Annotated in this window: 21 protein-coding genes, 3 tRNA genes and 1 riboswitch; of the genes, 14 read left to right on the top strand and 10 right to left on the bottom strand. The window is 60.5% G+C overall.

The genetic code is table 11. From position 1 onward, the window contains the following. The first annotated feature begins 96 nt into the window (after positions 1–96). The 3 genes from ACVWXC_RS12510 (at position 97) to ACVWXC_RS12500 (ending at position 1,840) form a co-directional block, all read left to right on the top strand. Positions 97–456 carry a class I SAM-dependent DNA methyltransferase gene (locus ACVWXC_RS12510; RefSeq protein ID WP_457410480.1) on the top strand — a complete coding sequence of 120 codons (360 nt, stop codon included), beginning with the start codon at positions 97–99 and terminating at the stop codon, positions 454–456. 89 nt (positions 457–545) lie between these two features. Next, on the top strand, positions 546–1,121 hold the full coding sequence (locus tag ACVWXC_RS12505) for a tetratricopeptide repeat protein (RefSeq protein ID WP_143596960.1): 576 nt from the start codon (positions 546–548) through the stop codon (positions 1,119–1,121). Between the two features lie 167 nt (positions 1,122–1,288). Then, entirely contained in the window at positions 1,289–1,840 is a 552-nt protein-coding gene (locus tag ACVWXC_RS12500; protein WP_099812198.1) for a hypothetical protein, read from the top strand. Positions 1,841–2,124: 284 nt separating this feature from the next. Here ACVWXC_RS12500 and metK read toward each other — a convergent pair whose 3' ends face one another. Then, complete coding sequence (gene metK, locus ACVWXC_RS12495) at positions 2,125–3,384, bottom strand: methionine adenosyltransferase (protein ID WP_041438239.1); 1,260 nt, start codon at positions 3,382–3,384, stop codon at positions 2,125–2,127. A gap of 302 nt (positions 3,385–3,686) precedes the next feature. Then, positions 3,687–3,797, bottom strand: a riboswitch (SAM riboswitch). Positions 3,798–3,865: 68 nt separating this feature from the next. Continuing rightward, positions 3,866–4,234 carry a hypothetical protein gene (locus ACVWXC_RS12490; RefSeq protein ID WP_011430055.1) on the bottom strand — a complete coding sequence of 123 codons (369 nt, stop codon included), beginning with the start codon at positions 4,232–4,234 and terminating at the stop codon, positions 3,866–3,868. A 189-nt stretch (positions 4,235–4,423) separates the two neighbouring features. On the opposite strand from ACVWXC_RS12490, the gene cobO reads away from it, so the two are divergent. The 3 genes from cobO (at position 4,424) to ACVWXC_RS12475 (ending at position 7,627) form a co-directional block, all read left to right on the top strand. Next, positions 4,424–5,110, top strand: coding sequence for a cob(I)yrinic acid a,c-diamide adenosyltransferase (gene cobO / locus ACVWXC_RS12485; RefSeq protein ID WP_011430056.1), 687 nt, complete (start codon positions 4,424–4,426; stop codon positions 5,108–5,110). 17 nt (positions 5,111–5,127) lie between these two features. Further along, positions 5,128–6,534, top strand: coding sequence for a cobyrinate a,c-diamide synthase (locus ACVWXC_RS12480; protein ID WP_099812197.1), 1,407 nt, complete (start codon positions 5,128–5,130; stop codon positions 6,532–6,534). Between the two features lie 745 nt (positions 6,535–7,279). After that, positions 7,280–7,627, top strand: coding sequence for a DUF1815 family protein (locus ACVWXC_RS12475; RefSeq protein ID WP_011430058.1), 348 nt, complete (start codon positions 7,280–7,282; stop codon positions 7,625–7,627). 118 nt (positions 7,628–7,745) lie between these two features. On the opposite strand, the gene ACVWXC_RS12470 is transcribed toward ACVWXC_RS12475, so the two are convergent. Then, positions 7,746–7,818: transfer RNA gene (locus ACVWXC_RS12470), tRNA-Glu, on the bottom strand. Between the two features lie 326 nt (positions 7,819–8,144). On the opposite strand from ACVWXC_RS12470, the gene clpP reads away from it, so the two are divergent. The 4 genes from clpP (at position 8,145) to ACVWXC_RS12450 (ending at position 11,499) form a co-directional block, all read left to right on the top strand. Further along, positions 8,145–8,747 (top strand): ATP-dependent Clp endopeptidase proteolytic subunit ClpP, encoded by a 603-nt coding sequence (gene clpP / locus ACVWXC_RS12465; RefSeq protein WP_011430060.1) that lies wholly within the window; start codon positions 8,145–8,147, stop codon positions 8,745–8,747. A gap of 508 nt (positions 8,748–9,255) precedes the next feature. Next, entirely contained in the window at positions 9,256–10,680 is a 1,425-nt protein-coding gene (locus ACVWXC_RS12460) for a form I ribulose bisphosphate carboxylase large subunit (protein WP_011430061.1), read from the top strand. 70 nt (positions 10,681–10,750) lie between these two features. Next, positions 10,751–11,158, top strand: coding sequence for a RuBisCO chaperone RbcX (gene rcbX / locus ACVWXC_RS12455; protein WP_414346776.1), 408 nt, complete (start codon positions 10,751–10,753; stop codon positions 11,156–11,158). A gap of 8 nt (positions 11,159–11,166) precedes the next feature. Then, a complete protein-coding gene (locus tag ACVWXC_RS12450; protein ID WP_011430063.1) occupies positions 11,167–11,499 on the top strand; it encodes a ribulose bisphosphate carboxylase small subunit in 333 nt (110 codons plus the stop codon). Between the two features lie 257 nt (positions 11,500–11,756). On the opposite strand, the gene ACVWXC_RS12445 is transcribed toward ACVWXC_RS12450, so the two are convergent. The 3 genes from ACVWXC_RS12445 to ACVWXC_RS12435 all read right to left on the bottom strand — a co-directional run bounded on the left by ACVWXC_RS12445 (position 11,757) and on the right by ACVWXC_RS12435 (position 13,312). Continuing rightward, a complete protein-coding gene (locus ACVWXC_RS12445; RefSeq protein ID WP_041438244.1) occupies positions 11,757–12,515 on the bottom strand; it encodes a DUF92 domain-containing protein in 759 nt (252 codons plus the stop codon). A 48-nt stretch (positions 12,516–12,563) separates the two neighbouring features. Next, positions 12,564–12,654, bottom strand: a tRNA-Ser gene (locus ACVWXC_RS12440). A gap of 106 nt (positions 12,655–12,760) precedes the next feature. Then, positions 12,761–13,312, bottom strand: coding sequence for a hypothetical protein (locus tag ACVWXC_RS12435; protein ID WP_457393057.1), 552 nt, complete (start codon positions 13,310–13,312; stop codon positions 12,761–12,763). Between the two features lie 557 nt (positions 13,313–13,869). On the opposite strand from ACVWXC_RS12435, the gene ACVWXC_RS12430 reads away from it, so the two are divergent. Next, positions 13,870–14,856, top strand: a complete 987-nt coding sequence (locus ACVWXC_RS12430; protein WP_457393067.1) for a PhoH family protein — start codon at positions 13,870–13,872, stop codon at positions 14,854–14,856. Beyond that, positions 14,853–15,578 (top strand): HAD-IA family hydrolase, encoded by a 726-nt coding sequence (locus ACVWXC_RS12425; RefSeq protein ID WP_457393060.1) that lies wholly within the window; start codon positions 14,853–14,855, stop codon positions 15,576–15,578. Before ACVWXC_RS12430 ends, ACVWXC_RS12425 begins: the two co-directional genes overlap by 4 nt. Here ACVWXC_RS12425 and ACVWXC_RS12420 read toward each other — a convergent pair. Genes ACVWXC_RS12420 through ACVWXC_RS12410 form a run of 3 tightly spaced genes read right to left on the bottom strand, consistent with a single transcriptional unit; the run spans position 15,556 to position 18,220 of the window. Next, entirely contained in the window at positions 15,556–16,344 is a 789-nt protein-coding gene (locus ACVWXC_RS12420; RefSeq protein ID WP_011430069.1) for an alpha/beta fold hydrolase, read from the bottom strand. The two genes, ACVWXC_RS12425 and ACVWXC_RS12420, sit on opposite strands and share 23 nt — an antisense overlap. Beyond that, on the bottom strand, positions 16,332–17,075 hold the full coding sequence (locus tag ACVWXC_RS12415; RefSeq protein ID WP_011430070.1) for a lysophospholipid acyltransferase family protein: 744 nt from the start codon (positions 17,073–17,075) through the stop codon (positions 16,332–16,334). Before ACVWXC_RS12415 ends, ACVWXC_RS12420 begins: the two co-directional genes overlap by 13 nt. 11 nt (positions 17,076–17,086) lie before the next feature. Continuing rightward, positions 17,087–18,220: a cob(I)yrinic acid a,c-diamide adenosyltransferase gene (locus ACVWXC_RS12410; protein ID WP_011430071.1), complete on the bottom strand. Its 1,134-nt coding sequence runs from the start codon at positions 18,218–18,220 to the stop codon at positions 17,087–17,089. A gap of 210 nt (positions 18,221–18,430) precedes the next feature. Here ACVWXC_RS12410 and ACVWXC_RS12405 point away from each other — a divergent pair, with 210 nt between their 5' ends. Continuing rightward, positions 18,431–19,345, top strand: coding sequence for a PLP-dependent cysteine synthase family protein (locus ACVWXC_RS12405; protein ID WP_011430072.1), 915 nt, complete (start codon positions 18,431–18,433; stop codon positions 19,343–19,345). A 74-nt stretch (positions 19,346–19,419) separates the two neighbouring features. Next, positions 19,420–19,500, top strand: a tRNA-Leu gene (locus tag ACVWXC_RS12400). A gap of 72 nt (positions 19,501–19,572) precedes the next feature. Here the strand turns inward: ACVWXC_RS12400 and ACVWXC_RS12395 are convergent. Then, entirely contained in the window at positions 19,573–20,064 is a 492-nt protein-coding gene (locus ACVWXC_RS12395; RefSeq protein ID WP_011430073.1) for a pentapeptide repeat-containing protein, read from the bottom strand. Between the last annotated feature and the right edge of the window lie 292 nt (positions 20,065–20,356).

Here is a 20,356-nt window from a genome sequence, read left to right as displayed (position 1 = left end):
TCTGCCGCTAGTCATGGGTCGCTGAAGCAGGAAGAAAGCAGCGATGCTGGGCAAAGTTCTGCTTTGTTCAGCGTTGCATAAGTCTTTCGGAGCGGCATCTACGACCACCTGATTCAGGGGGACTTGCTGGAGCTGCTGCAGCAGACCTCAGAGCGCTACGACTTGCTCCTGGCGGCAGATGTGTTTATCTATCTGGGGGATCTGGCCCAGGTCTTGCCGGCCTGTGGGCGGGTGCTCAATCCCGGCGGGCTTTTGGCCTTCACCGTCGAGCAGGGATCCGCCCCCGGCTACGAGCTGGGATCCACCACGGGGCGCTCTGCCCACTCCGCCACCTACGTGCTGCAGCAGGCAGAACGGGCAGGGCTGGATCCCGTCTATCACCAGAACTTTACCCTGCGGCGAGAGGGAGAAACCGACGTGCCCGGAGCCGTGTGGTGTTTACGTCGGCAGCCGTGATCGAAAGCGGCTGGCCCGAAATGGCTGTAGGCCCTCTATCCGCGCCCGGAAAGAATCGAGTAGAGTGGGGGCGCCCGCCTGGATTTGGATTGGGTTTTTATGAATCCGGACACCCCGCCTGCTGCGCCCTCGTCCCGCCGCTTCCCCGTTCGTCCTGTGGCAACGCTGGCCCTCGCCGCCGGCCTCCTGGCGGGGCCTACGCCCTTCTGCAGCGGCTACGGCTGCAGATGCACCGGGATCTGATCCTCTATCGGTACGCCGCTTTCTCCGGCTATGGAGATGTGACAGCGTTCGATCCCGGCCCAAGCGACCGCTGGTTTCCGCTCACCTACCCCGTATTGGCTCGCTGGGGAGGATCCGCCGACCCAAGCCGCCGCAGCTACGCCTTTGACACGCCGCTGCCCGACTACGTGGATCCCGGCGACCCTGGAGATCGCTACTTTCTGGAAGCCAAAGCCTTGCGGGACGGCTATGCCCGCCAGGCAATCTACGCCGGCAATGAGCTGCTGGCCCGCTTCCCGCAGAGCCGCTATGCCGGGGATGTGCTCATGAGTCTGGACGGCCTGACGGGAGAGGCTGCCTTCCTAGGGCGGCTGCTGGCGCAATTTCCCGACAGCGATCGCGCTCTGGAGGCAGCGCTGGGGCTGGGGCCTGTTGACCACTGAGTCTTCACCGTACTGCAGCTTCATGGCCTCTTCACAGAGCCTGCATGGAAGGCCAACAGCGGCATCCTCTGACGGGAGCTGTCTTGCGGGATCCGGGGATAAGGCTTTATCTCCCTTTTATCTCGCCGGATCTGGGTTAGCCTTGGGTTGAGTGTCCTTGGGCCCTGATGGATCCCGCGACCTTTTTGGAGCGCTACGGGTTTGAGCTAGAGGGGCAAGCCAGTCAGGCCTGGGTGGAGCGCTGGAGCAAACAGTTCCCAGCCTCTTGGATCCCGGCGGCCCTGCTGGAAGCCCTCTACCAGGGTCGCTACAAGGCCACCTCTGTGGAACAGATCCTCCGCCTCTGGCAGCGCCGTGGCGCTCCTCACCTCACCTTTCCCCCCGAAATCAGCCAATCCCTGTGGCGGGAACAACAGGAGCTGATCCGGTCTTTGGTCTCGACTGCCGCCAGCTCTTTTGCCCGCCCTCCCTCACCGCTCCCAGCCCCGCTCAGGAGAGGATCCCTCTTCTCCGGAGAATCGGCCATTTCTCTCGACTTGTTGTTGGATGAGCTGCAGGATCTCCCGCCCAAGCTGCGCCACCTGCTCGTTCATGTTCATCCTGCCCCGCCGACCTCCTCGGCGGCTCGCGCTGGCGGGACGGAGCTTTTGGTAACTTTGGAGCTGCAGCTTGCCGACCCTGTGGATCCTGACCAGCCATCCCAAGGGCAGCCTGGGTGAGTTTGCGATTTTGCCTCAGGGATCCTTGCCATCACAAACTCCGGCCTGCTCCCACCCCAGCAGAGCTTGGCCGGATGGGGGATAGGAGTGTCAGGTCTAGTCAAGACTGGCGTTGAAGGTCAAGCTCCCGCCATAGCCTATCAGGGCTGAGCGGGAGTTCTCGACGCCAGGCTCCACGGCGGCAGTGAACTGGCTGTGCACAGCCTATCCTGCCGGAGCTATCCCACTTGTCGAGCAACTGCACCAGGGCAGGCATTGAGCCCAGCCTGTCCCCCTTGATCCCCCTAGCCTAGGATGGCGGTCGCCCCGGCGAAAGCTTCCTCCCGCAGCAGGGCAGCCTTATCCGTGCGCTCCCAGGGCAGATCCAGATGGGTTTGCCCGAAGTGCCCGTAGACCGCCACGTTTTGATAGAAGCGCCCTCCCCTTTGGCGGGGCAACTCTCGCAGTTGGAACTGCGCCAGAATGGCCGCCGGCCTCAGGTCGAAGTGGCGCTGCACCAGCCGCAGCAGAGCTTCATCGGGGATGCGGCCGGTGCCAAAAGTTTCCACCAAAAGGTTGATGGGACGAGCCACCCCAATGGCGTAGCTGACCTGCACCTCGCATTTTTGCGCCAGGCCGGCGGCCACGATGTTCTTGGCCACATAGCGGGCGGCATAGGCGGCGCTGCGATCCACCTTGGTGGGATCCTTGCCGGAGAAGGCCCCGCCCCCGTGGCGGGAATAGCCGCCGTAGGTATCGACGATGATCTTGCGTCCGGTCAGGCCGGCATCCCCCTGGGGTCCGCCGATGACGAACTTGCCGGTGGGATTGGTGAGGAAGCGGGTGTTGCCATCGGGTTTGATGGGCAGCTCGGCAAACACCGGCTGCACCACCGCCTCCCAGAGATCGGCGCGGATCCGCTCCTGCACCGCTGCCTCTTCTGTAATGGCACCGATGGTCGGCGTGTGCTGGGTAGAGATCAGCAGGGTGTGAATGCCCACCGGCCGCCCCTCCTCATAGGCCACAGTCACCTGCGTTTTGCCATCCGGACGCAGGTAGGGCAGGGTGCCGTTTTTGCGAACCGCGGCCAACTGGCGGCTGAGGCGGTGGGCCAAGCTGATGGGCAGTGGCATCAACTCGGGGGTTTCGTCGCAGGCGAAGCCAAACATCAAGCCCTGATCCCCGGCCCCGATCAAGTCGAATTCATCTTCCTGAGATGTGCGACTTTCCAGAGCCAAGTTCACCCCCTGGGCGATGTCGGGGGATTGTTCATCGAAAGCCACCAACACCGCGCAGCTTTCTGCAGAGAAGCCGTTCTTGGCGTCGGTATAGCCAATTTCGGCCACCTTGTCCCGCACCAGTCGGGTGAAGTTGACATGCGCCTGCGAGGTGATCTCCCCGGTCAGGATCACCATGCCTGTATTCACCACCACCTCTGCCGCCACTCGACTTAAGGGATCCGCCGTCAAGAGGGCATCCACGATGGCGTCAGAGATCTGGTCGCAAATTTTGTCGGGGTGCCCTTCTGTCACCGACTCTGAGGAAAACAAAAACGACTTGGACAACGAACCTCTCCTTAAGACGAAACAGATACAACCAAGAACTGCCCAGAAAGCAGAGCCTGCTGCTGCCGTTCATCATCCGCCGGCCTGAGCAGGGATCCCTTCCACCTCAGCCGAGCAGAAGAACAGACCTAGGCCGTGGCCGACGCAGGAGCAAGAGCGCCGTATCGCACCGAGGACTTTGCCGCCGAAGCAATAGAGCCTCGCTCCGCTGCTGCAACCAGAGCTATTGGGAAGCGCTAAAGGGCGAAGTCGTCAGAAAAGTCCCCCTGGCAAGAGGACTGTCCTCTAGAGAAAGCTTTATTCCTTTATCTTTCGGTTACTGACTAACCGCAGGAGTTGGCACCGTAGCGGAGGCTTCCGCCGGTTGCCGCAGCTTCGTTGGGCCTGATCCCTCAGTCTGCTCTGGATAAAGAACGGAACTTGTCCTTATCGTACCCCTAACCTCGACGCATTTGTCAAAAAAATGGTTGCTGAGTGAGCCTCAGTCCAACAGCTTCTGCCACCAGTCGGTGGACTGGGCGGCCCTGAGAAAAAAGACGCTGGCCAAGCCCAAGGGAAAGAGGACGCCGAGAAAACCGACCGTCCCCAGCGCCCAAGCTAGGCGATGCAGGTGTCTTTTGCTGGCAGCGCCCGCGGCTGTTTCTGCCAAGACGGCCAACATCGATCCCAAAGCCGCCAACAGGGATCCACCCAGCCCAGCCAGATAGGCGGGCCCCAGCCACGGCTGCAACTGGGCAGCAGAGGCAATTTCCAGGCGTGGCAAGACTTGAAAACACCCTATCGCCAGCACGGCCCAGATGAAAGAGTACATCAGCAGGCTATCTCGAAAAGCGGCAGCCGGCTCTTTCATGATCCCAGCCCAATTGGGGATGAGTATGCAGCAAAACCCAACTTCTGGCTTGACAGGGATCCTAACCCATCTGCCCCAACTCTCCTGAAACCTGAAAACCTGAAAGCCAGATTAGGATGAAGAGCAGTCTGCTGAGCGAAAACTTCGGCCTGCCAGACCCCTCCTGCGGCTTCCCAACCCTCCATAGCCATGCCCCCCTCTCCCCTGCCGGAAACGCCCGGATCCCTGCCCACCTCGGCCCCCGAGCCGGAAGCCGAACAAAACCGGCGACACCGCCAAAGGATGCAACGCCGCCAGCAGATCCAGCGGCAGCGCCTGGCGAGCATGCGCGACGACAAGGGCTTGGTGATCATCTATACGGGGCAGGGCAAGGGCAAGAGCACAGCGGCCTTCGGCACCCTCTTCCGTGCCCTCGGCCAAGGGTTATCGGTGGGGGTGGTGCAATTTATCAAGGGGGCCTGGGATCCGGGCGAAGCCAAATTGTTGCGCAAGTTGGCCGCCCATCCCGAGCTGGAGCTGGGGAAAATTGCCTTTTACGCCATGGGGGAGGGCTTTACCTGGGAAACTCAGGATCGGGAGCGGGATATCGCCCACGCGCAGGCGGCCTGGGAAAAGGGGCGGGAGCTGTTCAGCAGCGGCGAGTACCACCTGGTGCTCCTCGATGAGATCAATGTTGCCCTCAAGCTGGGGTATCTCTCCCTGGAGCAGGTGTTGGCCGGCCTGGCCGAGAAACCGGAGCGAGTGCACGTGATCCTAACTGGGCGGGGCGCGCCGGCAGGCCTGATCGAGCGGGCCGACTTGGTTACCGAGATGACCTTGATCAAGCATCCCTTTCGCGACCAAGGGATCAAAGCGCAAATCGGCATCGAGTTCTAGTCCTTGGGTGGGGCAAGATGGCCATTCTGCTGGCGGCAGCCACAAGCGGCAGCGGCAAGACCACCGTCACGTTGGCTCTGTTGGCCGCCCTGCGGCGGCGGGGCCTGCGCATCCAGCCCTTCAAGGTGGGGCCTGACTACATCGATCCCCTGTTCCACACGGCGGTGAGCGGGATCCCCTGTCGTAACTTGGATCCCTTTTTAACCGATGAGAACTTTGTGCAGCGCTGCTTTCGCCACCACTGCCAGGGCAAAGATGGGGCAATTGTAGAGGGGGTGATGGGCCTCTTCGATGGGCGGGCGCCCGCATCCCCGCCAGATCCCACGAGCAGAACGGAGCCCTTTTTTGCCAGCAGCGCCCATGTGGCCCGCCTGCTGGGGATCCCCGTGGTGCTGGTCATCGACGGCAGCGGCATGGGAATGACAGTGGCCGCTTTGCTCTACGGCCTGAGCCGCTTCGATCCCGGCCTGGCCATCGCCGGCGTCATTTTCAACCAGGTGGCCTCGGAGCGGCACGGCCAGATTTTACAGCAAGCGGCGGCAGCGGTAGGGATCCCGGTTTTGGGCCAATTGCCCCGCCGTGAGGATCTGCGCCTGCCCAGCCGCCACCTGGGGCTGGTGCCCGTCTCAGAGCTGGATCACTTCCCCCACTGGCAGGAGGCCTGGGCCGACCTGGCCGAGCAGCACCTGAATTGGGACAAGCTGCTGCCGCTGATTCGAACGCTTCCCCCGGCAGCAGGAGAGCTATGGCCAGGGATCCCCTCTCTCGCGGAAAGGACTCCGTCCCGCCACCGTGAACGGGTTCGGGTAGGGGTGGCCCAAGACGCCGCCTTTAACTTCTACTACGCCGACAACTTGGACTTGCTGCGGGCCTGTGGCGCCGAGCTGCTGGCGTACTCTCCCCTGCAGGTGGGGCTGTGGCCGCCGGATCCCTGCGACGGCCTGCTCTTGGGGGGCGGGTTCCCAGAACTGTTTGCCGCCACCCTCTCTGAGAAAATAGCCCGACAGCCACCGCCGCCCGCCCACCCACCCCTGTATGCCGAATGCGGCGGACTGATGGTGCTGGGACGATCTCTCACCGATTTGCAGGGAAAGACCTACCCCATGGCCGGGCTGCTGCCCATCACGGTGGACATGGGCAGCCGGCTGTGTCTGGGCTACCGCGAGGCCACTGTTTTGCGCCCCACCCTGCTGGTCGAGGCCGGGGATCGCCTACGCGGGCACGAATTTCACCGCTCCCGCAGCACCCCCACCTCCCCCAGCCCAATCTACAGCTGGGGATCCCCGCCCCACCGGGAAGGCTGGGCCGGCCAGCGCCTGCACGCCTCCTATCTGCACCTTCACTGGGGATCCCGTCCCGATCTGGCAGTGCGGCTACTCCAGAATTTCTTAAGAATTGCTCAAGGTGCTCCTGATCCCGCTTAAAATAAAGCAGCGATGCAGCCCCAGTCTCCCGTTGCTGCGTCCGCCTTAGCCGCTTTCCGGCAATTGTCTAAAAAAGCTGCCGCCCTGCTCTGGAAGCAGATTCAAAGCAGATCAGTGAAAAGATCGCCATTCAGGGTTCAAAATCCGCTCCGATAGCAGGCTTCAGCGATCCCCAACTGCTTTGAGACTCTTTGAGCAATCAGTCTCCCTTCTTCCCAATCCCCAGGCCACAGCATCGAGTGTTTCCCTCTAGTTATCCGTGATATTCCTCAGCCTTTTCCCACCACAATTCCTCGGGAACCTACCCTACCTCCATCCGTCTGTAAGACCTAGCCCACTTGACCTCGCAAACGGGTCAACCCTTTCTAGACGTGCCACAATCGTCCTGGCCAAAGGGTGGGCAAAATCTTCACCGATAAAGCACTTCGGGATCAAGGCCCAAGCCCCGCCAAAGGAAAACTGACCGGTTCTCGGCAGGGATCGGATCCCAGCGGGCAAGAGTTTTGAATTAGGGTAAACTTTAATGTCTGTTCTGAGAGGAGTGTTAAATACAACATCCTCCTGCCTTAGACTTTGCCTAGCATGCTATTTGGCCCTCAGTAGTCTTGCTTAGTCTCTGGAGAGATGCTAAACGGATCCCTTTCTTGAGGATTTGTCGATCGTTATGCTAGATATGACTCTAAGTGACTAGGCATAAATTACTAGAACGCGCCCCGATGGGCCAACTCGCTATGGGAGGAGTGTGATGTTCGCACGGTTGGCGGAACAATACCGCAGCTACGTTCAAGACCTGGTGATGAGTTTGCAGGCTCTGGCCATTGTTTTGGAGAAGCGGGGCTACCCGGCTTCTTGCTACACCTGCGGCACCTCATTTGAGAGCGCCTCCTTCATGGTCAGCTTACGGGAGGGGCACTTGATTCGCTTTTTGGTTTCCGAATGCTCCATCAGTTGGACGGAGATGCGGGATGACCGGGAGCTAATGAAGTTAGAAGGGGCAGAAGCCATTCGCCAACTCCAGGATCTGGCAGAGCTGATCAAAGACGATCTGGTTGCTGCTGCCGCGCCGGCAGAAGCTCTAGCTGCCAGCAGTTGATTCCCATGCAGTTGGATGAGAAGCCTAGCCTACGGCCCTTTGGGCCTAGCCGAAGCTAAGCTAGACTCAAGGCGCCTCCCGAGCACCTTCCCCCTCCAACACTTGTCACCGGCCTTCATACCCCCAAGGGGATTCGAACCCCTGTCGCATCCGTGAAAGGGATGTGTCCTAGGCCTCTAGACGATGGGGGCATCCCAGAAGTGACGCGATCCTGATTGTAAAGAGAGAGGTGTAATTTTGTCAACTTAAACTTATGTCCTCTCCTAGTCGGCGTCTCCCGAGTCCCGTTCTGCCAAGTTCAGGATCAAAATCCCCAGCAGAGCCAGGCCCAGCAAGCCGGCAATCACGAGGCGTTCATCCGGGATCACATCCATGCTAGGCCTCAAGCTGTCAACTTTACAGGCTGCTGGCTCCGAGCAACGCAGCACAGCCTTAGGGCGGCAAACCGTCCTAGGCGGAGCAGCCGTCCAGTGGCTTACACTACACTAAAAAGTAACAACCCATCGCTTGGACTGGCATGATTCCCACCGTTATTGAGCAATCTGCACGCGGCGAGCGCGCCTTTGATATCTACTCGCGTCTATTGCGGGATCGGATCATCTTCTTGGGCACCCAGGTGGACGACGACATTGCCAACCTGATCGTGGCCCAGATGCTCTACCTGGAATCTGAAGACCCCGAGAAAGATATTTACCTCTACATCAACTCTCCCGGCGGCTCCGTCTATGCCGGTATGGCCATCTACGACACCATGCAGCACATTCAGCCGGATGTCTCCACCATCTGCATTGGCTTGGCCGCCAGCATGGGAGCCTTTTTGCTGGCAGGAGGTGCCAAAGGCAAACGCATTGCCCTTCCCCACGCCCGCATCATGATTCACCAACCCCTCGGTGGAGCCCAGGGGCCAGCCACCGATATCGAGATTCAGGCTAAAGAGATCCTCTTTATCAAAAACAGTCTCAACAGCCTGCTGGCCTACCACACTGGCCAGCCCCTGGAGCGCATCGAGCGCGATACCGACCGCGACAACTTTATGACTCCAGAGCAGGCCAAAGAATACGGCCTCATCGACCAGGTGATCACCAGGAGACCCCAACCATCCTTGGCCGCCGTTTCTTAGCCCCTCTGGCCGCTGCAGACAAACCCACCCAGCTCCCTTCTCAAGGGAGCTTTTGCCTTTTCCAGGGATCCCACCCAGGGATATTAAGAAAGCCAAAGAAATCTATATTTTCGGCGCCAACCAAGGGGGCTTACTTTAATCAAACTAATCGAACTCATAAAGAAAGTAACGATCAGCCTGTCTTTGCGGATGATAGCTTAGGATTAAACCAATGTAGGCTTGTGTTTGTCAAAGTTCTAGCCTAGACAGTGTATAGAAATCTCGCCACTGGATTTCCAAAATCCAGGCGGTTGAGGCTAGCGATTGGCAGCGCTTGAAAAGGAGGGTTTAGGACTTTACATCCGCTTGGATGAAGACTGTCTCGAAGCCCAAGTAGGGCCTCACAGTTGTGAGGCGAGTTCATTCACGAAAACTCGGTGGTCTGTGGTTTTGGCCCTGAGTTTTGCCTCTTGATTGCATCCGTGAATGGCATTTTCTGGTTTTGTGATTCGTTTAGAGGGAGATCAACGTGGCCTACTCAGCAACCCAAACCAAAAAGGGCTATCAAGCCGGCGTAAAGGATTACCGACTCACGTATTACACGCCCGATTACACGCCCAAGGATACCGACGTCTTGGCCTGTTTCCGGGTTACTCCTCAGCCGGGCGTTCCCCCCGAAGAGGCCGGGGCGGCTGTGGCGGCTGAATCTTCGACCGGCACCTGGACAACCGTGTGGACGGATCTGCTCACCGACTTGGATCGGTACAAGGGCCGCTGCTACGACATCGAGCCGGTCCCGGGCGAAGAGAATCAATACTTCTGCTTCGTCGCCTACCCGCTGGATCTGTTCGAGGAAGGCTCGGTCACCAACATGCTCACCTCGATTGTAGGCAACGTCTTTGGCTTCAAAGCCTTGAAAGCGTTGCGGCTGGAGGATGTGCGGATCCCGGTGGCCTACCTGAAGACCTTCCAGGGCCCTCCCCACGGCATTCAGGTGGAGCGGGACAAGTTGAACAAGTACGGCCGTCCGCTGCTGGGCTGCACCATCAAGCCCAAGCTGGGCCTTTCCGCCAAAAACTACGGACGGGCCGTGTACGAGGCGCTGCGGGGCGGGTTGGACTTCACCAAAGACGACGAAAACATCAACTCCCAGCCCTTCCAGCGCTGGCGGGATCGCTACCTCTTTGTGATGGAGGCTGTCCACAAGGCGCAGGCAGAGACTGGCGAGATCAAGGGGCACTACCTGAACGTGACGGCGCCCACCTGTGAGGAGATGTTCAAGCGGGCGGAGTTTGCCAAGGAGATCGGTGCCCCCATCATCATGCACGATTACCTGACTGCCGGATTTACCGCCAACACCAGCTTGGCCAAGTGGTGCCGCGACAACGGCATCCTGCTGCACATTCACCGCGCCATGCATGCCGTGATTGACCGCCAGAAAAACCACGGCATCCACTTCCGGGTGCTGGCCAAGTGCTTGCGCATGTCCGGCGGCGACCACCTGCATGCCGGTACGGTGGTGGGCAAGTTGGAGGGCGACCGCGCCATCACCATGGGCTTTGTGGATCTCATGCGGGAAAACTACGTGGAGGCCGACCGCTCCCGCGGCATTTTCTTCACCCAAGATTGGGCCTCCATGCCTGGGGTGATGCCGGTGGCCTCCGGTGGCATTCACGTCTGGCACATGCCGGCGCTGGTGGAGATCTTCGGCGACGACGCGGTGCTGCAGTTTGGTGGCGGAACCCTGGGACACCCCTGGGGGAACGCGCCAGGCGCCACTGCCAACCGGGTGGCCCTAGAAGCCTGTATCCAGGCCCGCAATGAGGGTCGGGATCTGGCCCGTGAGGGTAACGAGATCATCCGCGAAGCGGCCAAGTGGTCGCCGGAACTGGCGGCTGCCTGCGAGCTGTGGAAGGAGATCAAGTTCGAGTTCAAGCCCGTCGATACGCTCTAGAGATCTGCCGGGGGCAAGGGATCCCCAGAGTTCTCTTGCCCCGCTGCTTCGGCTTACCCCTGGACTGGCCATGGATCTGAAACAGATCGCCAAAGATACGGCCAAAACCTTGATCAGCTACCTGACCTATCAGGCAATGCGCACGGTGCTGGCCCAACTGAGCGAGACGGATCCTCCCAGGGCCCTGTGGCTGCAGCAGTTCTCGGCTCGGCAAAACCTTCAGGAGGGGGAAACCTACCTGCGGGCTTTGCTGGCAGAGTGTCCTGACCTGGCCTATCGCATCATGACCGTTCGCGAGCACATTGCGGCGGAGGTGGTGGACTACTTGCCGGAGATGGCCAAGACCGGCATCCAGCAAGCCAACATGGAACACCGCCGTAGCCACCTGGAACGGCTTACCTCAGCAGCGGGATCCCCGCTGGCCACGCACCCGGAAGCGGGATCCCCTCTTCAGAACCCTACACCTGAAACGGAGTAACTTCAGTCATGCAAACCTTGCCGAAAGAGCGCCGCTACGAAACTTTTTCCTACTTGCCTCCGATGACGGATCTGCAGATCCTCAAGCAGGTGCAGTACATCTTGGATCAAGGCTACATTCCTGCCATCGAATTCAACGAGTCTTCGCAGCCCACCGACCACTACTGGACGCTGTGGAAATTGCCCCTGTTCAGCGCCACTTCTCCCCAGGAGGTGCTGACCGAGGTACAGGCCTGCCGCAGCGCCTACCCCAATTGCTTCATCCGTGTGGTGGGTTTCGACAACATTAAGCAGTGCCAGGTGCTCAGCTTCTTGGTTTACAAGCCCAGCGGCCTGCGCTAGGAGAGGTCCAGAGCAATCGGTCTAGTTCCCAGCCAATCGGCGCAGAGGGAGAGCTTCTCCCTCTTTATTTATTTCTTGCTTTGCATAGCCATTCCCAATGGCAACGGCGCCATTCTCAATCTCAAAAATACAGTCATTTCAAACAGCAACGAAACGGTTCTTTGCCTCGTTATTGCTACGCAACGCTCTAACTCCCCTCTCCCAGAGGGAGAAGGGCTGGGGGTGAGGGCAGCGGCGCGGAGCGCTTGGGCATCTTTTTAGGATCCGATCCCCAAAAGCGCCCCCAGACCCACTGCTAAAAGAGCTGCTAGGGTCGTTTGAATGCCGTTCACCACTTCATTGCTCATCCAAGCCAAGCGAGGCTGCAACACCACCCCCATCCAGCTTTCTGCCAAAGTGGCCAGGATCCCGGCCAGCCAGCAGATTCCCAACCATAGGAGATTCCCTCCCACCCATTCTCCGCCAATGCCCCAGGCCAAGGCGGCCATCCCTCCTGCTGCCGCCACCCCCGCCAGGGATCCCTCCAGGCTGACGGCTCCCTCAGTGCCTGCTGGCACCGGCTGCAAGGTGGTGATCAAAAAGGTCTGACGTCCGTAGGCTTTTCCCACCTCGCTGCTGACGGTATCGGCCAACTTGGCGGCGAAGCTGGCGCTATACCCCAACCACCAGAGGGGATGGGCAAAAAGCGCATATCCCACCGCACAGGCAGCTCCCGTCAGGGCAGATCCCCAGACATTTTCCGGCCCTCGCGCCCCCTCTCGCTTTTCGGCGATCCCCTGGGCCTGCTTGCGGCGGATCCCCAGCTTGGTTACGGCGGTGCCGACTAAAAAATAGGCGGCTACGACCAGGTAACCCCGCCCTCCCAGGCCCCCCCACACCAACAGGCCCAGCAGGCCCGCGTGGAGAACCCCAGCTCGCGTCAGCGCCTTCTGGGGGCTCAGCAGGGCCAGCGCCACCAAGGCCAGATTGAGCCAGAGCGCCACCCCCCACTGACTCAGCAGCCACGCCTGACCCATGGGTGCCCTCCACCACCGGCAAGGGCGGCTAGGAACTGGCCACAACAACGGAGAGGGAGGGATTCGAACCCTCGACGGAGCTTTTGGGCCCCGTAACTTCTTAGCAGGAAGCCGCTTTCGACCACTCAGCCACCTCTCCAGAGCGGCAGAGACCTCAGCAAGCTGGGATCCAGCCGCCGGCTCACCTATTGTAGAAGATGGGATCCCACCCGGCAACTGTTCTCGAGCGGGATCCCTGCTGCAGCTCAGTTCACCACCTGCACATAGATATCGAAGCTGCCGCTGTTGTCGCCGTAGCTGCCCTTGGCGTCATTGACGTTGAAGGCGATATCCAAGTTGGGATCCAGATCCACCTCTTGCGGCTGCTCCGGCGAGGATTCCCAGACCTGCCGGGCCACCAACCGGGCGTTGGGCTGGAACAGCACCAGGCCGTAGCGGCAAAGACCGGGGTAGCGCCACTCCGAAGGCGTGGGGATCCCTTTGCCGAGAGGAGAGCGGATGCTGGTGGAGAAAGAAAAGCCATAGCGCCAGGCTACATTTCTTACGAAAAAGCGAATGCGGCTGGCCCGCAGCGGCTGCCCTTGCCAGTACAGGACATTGCCGGCCTCGTGGTTAACCCGCAGGCCACAGAAGGCAATCCAGCCCTGCAAATTTTCCTCTTGGGGCTGACTGCCCTCGATCACCACGGCTTGGCTCCAGTCCAAGTCGCTGCCATCACAGGTAATCTCTGGAGGGACTTGCGTCAAATCCACTTGCAGAAGCTCTAACGTAGCGGGCATAACCAATTGGGTAGACATTGCTCTCTCCTTGTTTCCTTGCAAGGCAAGATTGTGATTGTGAAGCCTTAAGAAGTTTTAAGGCAAGCTGATAAAAAACAACTCTAGATTCTCGTAAAGCTCTCTCTGGGAAATTCCTTCTCCTGCTAGCTCTAGCAAATCCAGGTTACCCAAGTTACTCAAAGAGCGGATCGGACTTTTTCAAATTTTTACCAAAAATGCTGAAAAAGCAAATCCCAATGCCTTTTCCTTATATTTATATAACGCGACGACATGAATGGCGGAACGTACCGAGAGGCTGTGCCTCCTCCGGGCTAAACTAGCTCTACTTGATGACTAACGACTATTTCAGAAGAAAAAGGTTTCTTGCAATATTTTTAACTCCGTTGCTAGCAAAAGCTAAACCTTGAACTCGAGGAGGGCAAGTTTTCCCGATTGGTGTCCTAGAACACTCGGACTCTGCTGTCCGAGAAGCCTTTTGCCGAGGCTGGCCAGAACCTGGAGCGCTTTAGCCGGAGCTTCTGATAGGATCGCCATCACAGGTCTCAACAGGTCTTAGGGTGCACGGCGCCCACGGCATGCACAACCACTTGACTTCCTCCGCTGTCACCGATCTCGAGATCATCTCCTTGTCAAGTCCCCGACAGGCCATGTCCCTGGCGGGCGTGCAGGAGTCTAACTTGAAGTGGATTAGCCGCTGCAGCGGCGCCTCGGTTACCCTGCGAGGGCAGGATCTCTATCTGAGGGGAACACCTCAACAGCGGCAGCAGGTGCGGCAGTGGCTAGAATTGCTGAAGCCGCTTTGGCAAACTGGACACCCTGTCACGGTGATTGATGCGGAGCAAGCTTTTCGCGCCCTCTCCGGCCAGGAGGCTACGGCCTATCAGCAAGCGCAAGCAGGTGTGTTGGCCCGCACCCGTAAGGGAGAGTTGATCCGGCCCAAGACACCCCGCCAACAGGAGTACGTGCAAGCCATTCGCACCCACGATCTCTGCTTCGGCATCGGGCCGGCAGGCACCGGGAAAACCTATCTGGCTGCCGTTGTGGCCATCACAGCCCTGCAAAACCGCGAGTACGAGCGTTTGATCCTGACGCGACCAGCGGTAGAGGCAGGGGAGAAGCTGGGCTTCTTGCCAGGGGATCTGGTGGAAAAGGTAGATCCCTATCTGCGGCCTCTCTACGATGCCCTGTTCGAGTTTATCGACCCGGCCAAGCTGCCCCAGCTTATGGCCCAGGGAGTCATCGAGGTGGTGCCGCTGGCCTACATGCGGGGGCGTACCCTCAGCAACGCTTTCATCATCTTGGACGAGGCCCAAAACACCACCCCGGAGCAGATGAAGATGGCCCTCACGCGGCTGGGCTTCCGCTCCCGCATGGTGGTTACCGGGGATCTCACCCAAACGGATCTGGGCAAGCATCGCCTGTCGGGCCTGGCGGCTGCAGAGCGCATCCTGGCGGGGGTAGAGGGGGTTGCCTTTTGCTACTTTGACCAGCGGGATGTGGTACGCCACCCCCTGGTGCAGCGGATTGTGGATGCCTACGCCCGCTACGAGAGCCAGCAGTGAGACCGAGGGTAATCTTCTTCGATGCCGTGGGCACGCTGTTTCGGGTGCGGGGCAGCGTCGGCCAGGCCTACAGCCAGGTGGCAGCAGCGTATGGAGTGGCGGTGGATCCGCAGGCGTTGGATCGCGCCTTTGCCCAAGCTTTTGCCAGCGCTCCGCCGCCAGCCTGTGCCGGTCTTCTGGGATCCGCCCTCCAGGAATGGGAGCGGGCCTGGTGGCGCCAGGTGGTGCGCCAGACCTTTGCGGGGGTGGGATCCCTGGCTGCTTTTGGGGAGGAACGGTTTGAGGCGTTTTTTGCCCGCCTTTTCGAGTATTTTGCCACGTTGGATCCCTGGGAGCTCTATCCCGAGACGCTGCCGGTTCTGCAGGTTCTGCAACAGGAAGGGATCCGGCTGGGGGTGATCTCCAATTTCGACAGCCGCCTGCCCAGGGTGCTGCAGGCGCTGGGGCTAGGGGGCTATTTTTCCAGCCTTACTCTCTCTACCCAGGTGGGCTATGCCAAGCCCGATCCCCGCATCTTCCAAGCTGCCCTGGCGGCCCAGGGGATCCCGCCCGCCGCTGCCTGGCACATCGGCGACAGCCGCCGCGAAGACTATCAAGGGGCCAAGGCAGCAGGCTTGAGGGCCCTTTGGCTGAATCGAGAAGGACAAGATCCCTCCTGCCAAGAGCGAATCGAAAACTTGGGGGGATCCCTCTCCCTGCTCAATGCGCTGGAGCGGAATTAAGCAGTAGCGGGGCAAAAACCCCATCGGGCTTGAGCAAGTAGCGCCGCAGGTTCATCTGCCGCTCCAGAAGGCAGGCATGGCCGCTCAAAGGCGAGATCTCCACCTGGGCCTGGGGCAGTCGCTCCGCCAGACGCTGCACCTCCTGCACCGAGGGCAGGAGACGATCCCGCCCCCCCGCCACCAGCAACGTCGGCAGGGTCATCGACTCCAGGGGCAGCTCCTCCACGACAAACGATCCCAGCAAGGCCAGGCGCTGGGCGGCCACCGTGGGCTCAACACTGTGAACGGCCTGGCGCAGCCGCTCCCGATCCGGCGGCTCCATTTGGCTTAGCTCCGCCAAAAATCCCAGCCCCCGCTCCGCCATCTGGTGGTAGAGCGCCGGCGGCAAAAAAGGCAGGAGAACATGACCTGCCCACCACCAGGGCCGGCGCCGCAGCGACGAGGCCGGATTAACCAGAATCAGGCCGCGACAGCGCTCCGGCTGCTGGGCAGCCACAGCCAGGGCTAGGCAAGCTCCGAAGGACTCGCCACACAGGTAGGCTCCCTCGTCCAGCTGGGATCCCACCCAATCGGCCAGGCTCTCCCAGCTCTGCCCTGCTGCGGGGTGGTTTAAGCTCAAAGGGCGGACGTGAAACTCGGCTTGCAGAGCCTGTGCCTGCCGGTAAAACAATTTGCCGGTGCCATCCATACCCGGCAAATAGAGCAGCAAGGGCCGCTTCTGGCGGCTTGGACTAGAGGCAATGGGCTTGCCCTTCAATGTTTCCATCTCCTTGCCAACCCCAAGCGCACCTGTTCGCGAGCGGCTGCCGTCAACTCCTGAATTAGCTGCAGCCGCTCCTGGCGGCAGGTAGAGCGCCCTGCTCCCCCTACCCAAAGAGGGGATCCCACTCGAACCACCACCTGACGGTAGATCACCACCGGATGCCCCCCCGGCCGCTGAAACCTGGGCTCCGTGGGATCAAACCAGCGGAAAAAAGCCATGGGAATATCCATCGCCCGCCACTCTTCCTGCGCCCACACGGCCACCGGCAGGATCGGCAGGGGATCCACGCCAGCAGCCAAGGCCAGATGGGCAAAGCCCGGCTGAAACCAGCCCAGCTCTTGGGGCGAGGTCTCGCGAGTAATCTGCTCCGCCCCTTCCGGGAAGATCCCCACCCCTCCGCCTGCCGCCAGAGTGGCCTGCGCCTGGCGAAAAAAGGCAAGCTGCGGCCCTGATCCCTGCTGGAGGGGGATACAACCCAGGGCCAAGGCAACCTCCCGCAAGAGGGGCACTTGCGATAGGTAGTAGTGGCAGGCAAAACGAATCGGTCGATCCAGCCCAGCAATCAGCACCGGCGCATCCAAAAAGCTGCGATGGTTGCTCACCACCAGCAGGGGGCCCTGGGGAACCCGCTCCTTGCCCTCCACCCACACCTCCGTCTGGAAAAGGCCAAGCAAGACCTGCGCCAGCGCCCTCGCGTCGGGGAACCCGCTTTGCTGCAGGAGTTGATCCAGCATCGCCACCCTGCTCAATAGTCCACCCCGCGCCGCAGATCGGCCCCCTGTTCGGCATAATGCTTGTGGCTCACCATTTCCGAATGGACAGAGGCCAGCTCAAAGTAGGGCAAAGGCGCATGGCAGCGCCCTGTGATGATGATCTCCGTATCGCGTGGCTTGCGCAGCAAAGCCTCAACAATCGGCTCCACATCCAATAGCTCCAGATCCACCGTTGGGTTGAGCTCGTCCAGAATAATGGTCTTGTAAAGCCCAGAGGCGATGGCCGCCCGTGCCAGCTCCCAGCCCCGCTCCGCCTCCACGTAGTCGATTTCCTGCTGCTTGCCCCGCCAAACGATGGCGTCGCGGCCGCAGCGCTGGTGATCTACTAGATCGGGATAGCTCTCTCGCAAAGCCCGAATGGCCGCATCTTCTGTGTAGCCCGTTCCCCCCTTTAGCCACTGCATAATCAGGACGCGGTGGGAGAGATCTTTGCTGATGCCGCGCCCAATGGCCTGCAGAGCCCGGCCCAGAGCGCTGGTGGACTTGCCCTTGCCGTTGCCGGTATAGATCTCGATGCCGCTGAGGAGGGGCTGGCCGTCCTGGGGATCCGCCGCCCGCCGCACGCTGCGCATTTCCGAGTGCAAATCTGCTAGGTCGATAATTTCCTTAGGGGCGCCCCGTCCGGTGATGATGACCTCCATTTCCTCTGGCTTTTGCTTGAGGGTGCTGACGACCTCGTCCACAGGCAGCAGGCCCAGATCCAGCACCGGGTTCAGCTCGTCCAGCACCACCACCGAGTAGAACCCCGACGCCAGCGCCCCCTTGGCCACATCCCAGCCGCGGCGGGCCTCTTGGCGGTCAAACTTAGTGATCTCGTCGGGGCCGAAGAACTCTCCTCGCCCCGTGCGCAGTTGATCGATAAGGTGGGGGAAGCCGCGCTGCAGAGCGGCAATCGCGGCATCCTCGGCATAGGTGCGGCCCGGCCCCTTGAGAAACCGCACCAGCAACACCCGGCTGGGGGCCGAGTTTTCAATCCCCAGCCCAATGGAACGCAGCACAACCCCTAGCGCCGCCTGCGACTTGCCCTTGCCCTCGCCGTCGTAAACATGGATCTGGCCTCGCCGGCGGTCAAATTGTTGCGCGGTTACAATGCCGATTTCTGCCATGCCCCTCCGCATCACGCCGCTGTCCAGAACTCGTGCTTCCCTACCCCCATCTTAGAGTCTAGCCAGAGGTTTTCGGGGAAGCGCGGAGAGGGCCAGAAAAAGCCGGCAAGAGCCGATAAACACCGGGATAAGATGAGCAATGGTTGTCCAGCCCAGTGCTTATCTAGCGACGGATCCCCCTTGTATCCAACCGTGTTTTCTTCTCGCCCCTTGCCCCCTGCGGTCGATAGCCCCATCGAGCTGGTGGGACGGACGCCGCTCATTCGCCTGCGGCGGGTCACCGCCGACCTGCCGCCGTCGGTGCGAGTGTATGGCAAAGCAGAGTGGTACAACCCCGGCGGCTCGGTCAAGGATCGCCCGGCCCTGAATATGATCCGCGCTGGCGAACGCGAGGGCAAGCTTACGCCTGGCAAGATCATCCTGGATGCCACCAGCGGCAACACCGGCATCGCCTACGCCTGGATCGGGGCAGCTTTGGGGTACAAGGTGAAGCTGGCCCTGCCGGCCAACGCCAGCCCAGAGCGCAAGAAGATCCTCGCCGCCTACGGGGTGGAGGTAGTGCTCACGGATCCGGCCCTCGGCTCCGATGGGGCCATCGAGAAAGCCCGCGCCCTCTATGCCGAAAACCCGGATCTCTACTTCTATCCCGACCAGTACAGCAACCCCGCCAACTGGCAGGCCCACTACGAGACCACGGGGGTAGAAATCTGGGAGCAAACCCAGGGACAGGTCACCCACTTCGTAACCGGGTTAGGCACCAGCGGCACCTGCATGGGGGTGGGGCGGCGCTTGCGGGAGTACCGCTCCGATATCCAGATCATTGCCATGCAGCCGGACTCCCCCTTCCACGGCCTTGAAGGCCTCAAGCACATGGCCACTGCTCTCAAGCCCGAGATTTACGATCCCACCCTGCCCGACCAGCACATCGAGATCTCCACCGAAGCAGCCCAGAAAATGGTCAAGCGTTTGGCCTTGGAGGAAGGCTTGTTGGTGGGCATCTCTGCCGGAGCCAATGTGGTGGCGGCTCTACAGGTGGCCTGTCAGCTCTCCTCCGGCGTGGTGGTGACCATCTTGTGCGACGGGGCCGATAAGTATCTCTCAGAGCGGTTTTGGACAGAAGATTAAACTAGCCCGTACCGCAATGGCCCCTCCTCTTAACAGCCCCGCCCTTTTGCCGCTATGATGGTTAAATCTGGAATGCGGATGTGGCGGAACTGGTATACGCGCACGTTTGAGGGGCGTGTGGCTTTGCCATGCGAGTTCGAGTCTCGCCATCCGCACTGGGCCCTCACCCCCAGCCCCTCTCCCAAGGAGGAGAGGGGAAGCGGGCAGTGGTCAACCAGCCGATTGCACTATTCCCGAACGGCGCCCTGAAGGCGTGTGCCCCAGGTGCGGGCAAAGCTCAGGTCAGTCCCGGTCAGATTGGCATCGCGCAGATCGGCCCCCCGCAAGTCGGCGCCGTACAGGGAGGCAGAAGAGAGATCGGCACCCCGCAAATCAGCACCCCGCAAGTCCGCTCCCTCCAGGTAGGCACCGCTGAGATCGGCGCCACGCAACTGGGCGCGCCGCAGATTGGCTCCCACCAAGTAGGACTGGCTGAGATCGGCGCCAGTGAGGATGGTGCGCTCCAGGTTGGCCTCGATCAGGTCGGCACCCTGGAGGTTAGCCTCTGCCAGATCCAGGTTGCTCAGCTCAAGGGATCCCAGCCGGCAATTGGGACAGGTTCTGGAGGCCAGCAGGTAGCGCAGGAAGCAGGCGTTGGGGGTTGTGGCGGCGGCATTGGAAGCGACGGCTGTCGTGGCCAGCAGGGCCAAAATGGCGGAAGCTTTGAGATGAAAGTTCATGGTAACCGAGCCTCACAAAAAGTTGACTGAGACAATCCGGCAGAGTGGGGTTGTTTTGCGTTGGTCACATGATAGTGGCATCTGCCGGCTTCGGCCACTGCACAGATCTGCCTGGTTTTGTGGATCGACAGACGCTCCCAAGGTGTGATGACGTTGTGGCCTTATCGCCCCAGAGCTTGTGGGCTATCGCCGGGCGGGGGAGCATGACTCTAGTCAATGATATGCTGGACTATACTGAAAATAATGCCCAGTATGTTCAGTATGGCTGCTTGGTATGGCTAGGTATGTAAAA

The sequence above is a fragment of the Thermostichus sp. OS-CIW-20 genome (assembly GCF_054061455.1).
This window is presented reverse-complemented; position numbering and strand designations above follow the sequence as displayed.

Coding starts and splice junctions, on each gene's coding strand:
- ACVWXC_RS12500 (WP_099812198.1), top strand. CDS start 1,289: ATGGATCCCGCGACCTTTTTGGAGCGCTACGGGTTTGAGCTAGAGGGG.
- ACVWXC_RS12490 (WP_011430055.1), bottom strand. CDS start 4,234: ATGAAAGAGCCGGCTGCCGCTTTTCGAGATAGCCTGCTGATGTACTCT.
- cobO (WP_011430056.1), top strand. CDS start 4,424: ATGCCCCCCTCTCCCCTGCCGGAAACGCCCGGATCCCTGCCCACCTCG.
- ACVWXC_RS12480 (WP_099812197.1), top strand. CDS start 5,128: ATGGCCATTCTGCTGGCGGCAGCCACAAGCGGCAGCGGCAAGACCACC.
- ACVWXC_RS12475 (WP_011430058.1), top strand. CDS start 7,280: ATGTTCGCACGGTTGGCGGAACAATACCGCAGCTACGTTCAAGACCTG.
- clpP (WP_011430060.1), top strand. CDS start 8,145: ATGATTCCCACCGTTATTGAGCAATCTGCACGCGGCGAGCGCGCCTTT.
- rcbX (WP_414346776.1), top strand. CDS start 10,751: ATGGATCTGAAACAGATCGCCAAAGATACGGCCAAAACCTTGATCAGC.
- ACVWXC_RS12450 (WP_011430063.1), top strand. CDS start 11,167: ATGCAAACCTTGCCGAAAGAGCGCCGCTACGAAACTTTTTCCTACTTG.
- ACVWXC_RS12445 (WP_041438244.1), bottom strand. CDS start 12,515: ATGGGTCAGGCGTGGCTGCTGAGTCAGTGGGGGGTGGCGCTCTGGCTC.
- ACVWXC_RS12435 (WP_457393057.1), bottom strand. CDS start 13,312: ATGTCTACCCAATTGGTTATGCCCGCTACGTTAGAGCTTCTGCAAGTG.
- ACVWXC_RS12430 (WP_457393067.1), top strand. CDS start 13,870: ATGCACAACCACTTGACTTCCTCCGCTGTCACCGATCTCGAGATCATC.
- ACVWXC_RS12420 (WP_011430069.1), bottom strand. CDS start 16,344: ATGGAAACATTGAAGGGCAAGCCCATTGCCTCTAGTCCAAGCCGCCAG.
- ACVWXC_RS12415 (WP_011430070.1), bottom strand. CDS start 17,075: ATGCTGGATCAACTCCTGCAGCAAAGCGGGTTCCCCGACGCGAGGGCG.
- ACVWXC_RS12410 (WP_011430071.1), bottom strand. CDS start 18,220: ATGGCAGAAATCGGCATTGTAACCGCGCAACAATTTGACCGCCGGCGA.
- ACVWXC_RS12395 (WP_011430073.1), bottom strand. CDS start 20,064: ATGAACTTTCATCTCAAAGCTTCCGCCATTTTGGCCCTGCTGGCCACG.